Raw genomic sequence first — 3132 nt, 5'->3', positions numbered from 1 at the left:
TGTGATAGAAAGATAGACTGTGATCCACTTTCACTGGTGGTGATCAGGCTAAGGTAAAATTTGTGAGTTCTCTTAGTTGAGAAATTCGAATTTTCGGCGAATGTCGTCTTCACAGTATAACCAGATTGCTTGGGGTTATATGGTCAAGTGAAGAAGCGCATACGGTGGATGCCTTGGCAGTCAGAGGCGATGAAAGACGTGGTAGCCTGCGAAAAGCTTCGGGGAGTCGGCAAACAGACTTTGATCCGGAGATGTCTGAATGGGGGAACCCAGCCATCATAAGATGGTTATCTTGTACTGAATACATAGGTGCAAGAGGCGAACCAGGGGAACTGAAACATCTAAGTACCCTGAGGAAAAGAAATCAACCGAGATTCCCTTAGTAGTGGCGAGCGAACGGGGACTAGCCCTTAAGTGGCTTTGAGATTAGCGGAACGCTCTGGAAAGTGCGGCCATAGTGGGTGATAGCCCTGTACGCGAAAATCTCTTAGTCATGAAATCGAGTAGGACGGAGCACGAGAAACTTTGTCTGAATATGGGGGGACCATCCTCCAAGGCTAAATACTACTGACTGACCGATAGTGAACTAGTACCGTGAGGGAAAGGCGAAAAGAACCCCGGAGAGGGGAGTGAAATAGATCCTGAAACCGTATGCGTACAAGCAGTGGGAGCCCACTTTGTTGGGTGACTGCGTACCTTTTGTATAATGGGTCAGCGACTTATTTTCAGTGGCGAGCTTAACCGAATAGGGGAGGCGTAGCGAAAGCGAGTCTTAATAGGGCGTCTAGTCGCTGGGAATAGACCCGAAACCGGGCGATCTATCCATGGGCAGGTTGAAGGTTAGGTAACACTGACTGGAGGACCGAACCGACTACCGTTGAAAAGTTAGCGGATGACCTGTGGATCGGAGTGAAAGGCTAATCAAGCTCGGAGATAGCTGGTTCTCCTCGAAAGCTATTTAGGTAGCGCCTCATGTATCACTGTAGGGGGTAGAGCACTGTTTCGGCTAGGGGGTCATCCCGACTTACCAAACCGATGCAAACTCCGAATACCTACAAGTGCCGAGCATGGGAGACACACGGCGGGTGCTAACGTCCGTCGTGAAAAGGGAAACAACCCAGACCGTCAGCTAAGGTCCCAAAGTTATGGTTAAGTGGGAAACGATGTGGGAAGGCTTAGACAGCTAGGAGGTTGGCTTAGAAGCAGCCACCCTTTAAAGAAAGCGTAATAGCTCACTAGTCGAGTCGGCCTGCGCGGAAGATGTAACGGGGCTCAAACCATACACCGAAGCTACGGGTATCACGTAAGTGATGCGGTAGAGGAGCGTTCTGTAAGCCTGTGAAGGTGAGTTGAGAAGCTTGCTGGAGGTATCAGAAGTGCGAATGCTGACATGAGTAACGACAATGGGTGTGAAAAACACCCACGCCGAAAGACCAAGGTTTCCTGCGCAACGTTAATCGACGCAGGGTTAGTCGGTCCCTAAGGCGAGGCTGAAAAGCGTAGTCGATGGAAAACAGGTTAATATTCCTGTACTTCTGGTTATTGCGATGGAGGGACGGAGAAGGCTAGGCCAGCTTGGCGTTGGTTGTCCAAGTTTAAGGTGGTAGGCTGAAATCTTAGGTAAATCCGGGGTTTCAAGGCCGAGAGCTGATGACGAGTTACCCTTTGGGTGACGAAGTGGTTGATGCCATGCTTCCAAGAAAAGCTTCTAAGCTTCAGATAATCAGGAACCGTACCCCAAACCGACACAGGTGGTTGGGTAGAGAATACCAAGGCGCTTGAGAGAACTCGGGTGAAGGAACTAGGCAAAATGGCACCGTAACTTCGGGAGAAGGTGCGCCGATGAGGGTGAAGCACTTGCTGCGTAAGCCCACGTCGGTCGAAGATACCAGGCCGCTGCGACTGTTTATTAAAAACACAGCACTCTGCAAACACGAAAGTGGACGTATAGGGTGTGACGCCTGCCCGGTGCCGGAAGGTTAATTGATGGGGTTAGCTAACGCGAAGCTCTTGATCGAAGCCCCGGTAAACGGCGGCCGTAACTATAACGGTCCTAAGGTAGCGAAATTCCTTGTCGGGTAAGTTCCGACCTGCACGAATGGCGTAACGATGGCGGCGCTGTCTCCACCCGAGACTCAGTGAAATTGAAATCGCTGTGAAGATGCAGTGTATCCGCGGCTAGACGGAAAGACCCCGTGAACCTTTACTATAGCTTTGCACTGGACTTTGAATTTGCTTGTGTAGGATAGGTGGGAGGCTTTGAAGCGTGGACGCCAGTCTGCGTGGAGCCATCCTTGAAATACCACCCTGGCAACTTTGAGGTTCTAACTCAGGTCCGTTATCCGGATCGAGGACAGTGTATGGTGGGTAGTTTGACTGGGGCGGTCTCCTCCTAAAGAGTAACGGAGGAGTACGAAGGTGCGCTCAGACCGGTCGGAAATCGGTCGTAGAGTATAAAGGCAAAAGCGCGCTTGACTGCGAGACAGACACGTCGAGCAGGTACGAAAGTAGGTCTTAGTGATCCGGTGGTTCTGTATGGAAGGGCCATCGCTCAACGGATAAAAGGTACTCCGGGGATAACAGGCTGATACCGCCCAAGAGTTCATATCGACGGCGGTGTTTGGCACCTCGATGTCGGCTCATCACATCCTGGGGCTGAAGCCGGTCCCAAGGGTATGGCTGTTCGCCATTTAAAGTGGTACGCGAGCTGGGTTTAGAACGTCGTGAGACAGTTCGGTCCCTATCTGCCGTGGACGTTTGAGATTTGAGAGGGGCTGCTCCTAGTACGAGAGGACCGGAGTGGACGAACCTCTGGTGTTCCGGTTGTCACGCCAGTGGCATTGCCGGGTAGCTATGTTCGGAAAAGATAACCGCTGAAAGCATCTAAGCGGGAAACTTGCCTCAAGATGAGATCTCACTGGAGCCTTGAGCTCCCTGAAGGGCCGTCGAAGACTACGACGTTGATAGGCAGGGTGTGTAAGCGCTGTGAGGCGTTGAGCTAACCTGTACTAATTGCCCGTGAGGCTTGACCATATAACACCCAAGCAATTTGAGTCGAACGACCAGATTGCGGTGTTGTGAAGACGAAATGAACCGAAAGTTCGACGCAAACACCTGATCACATACCCGATT

The 3132-nt window shown here is 51.3% G+C and carries 1 rRNA gene; it reads left to right on the top strand.

The window, feature by feature from the left end:
• Window positions 1–141 precede the first annotated feature (141 nt).
• Window positions 142–3033: ribosomal RNA gene (locus ACODSJ_RS24620) — 23S ribosomal RNA — on the top strand.
• The last annotated feature ends 99 nt before the right edge of the window (window positions 3034–3132 follow it).

The sequence above is a fragment of the Pseudomonas sp. FG6 genome, assembly GCF_057809015.1.
This window is presented reverse-complemented; position numbering and strand designations above follow the sequence as displayed.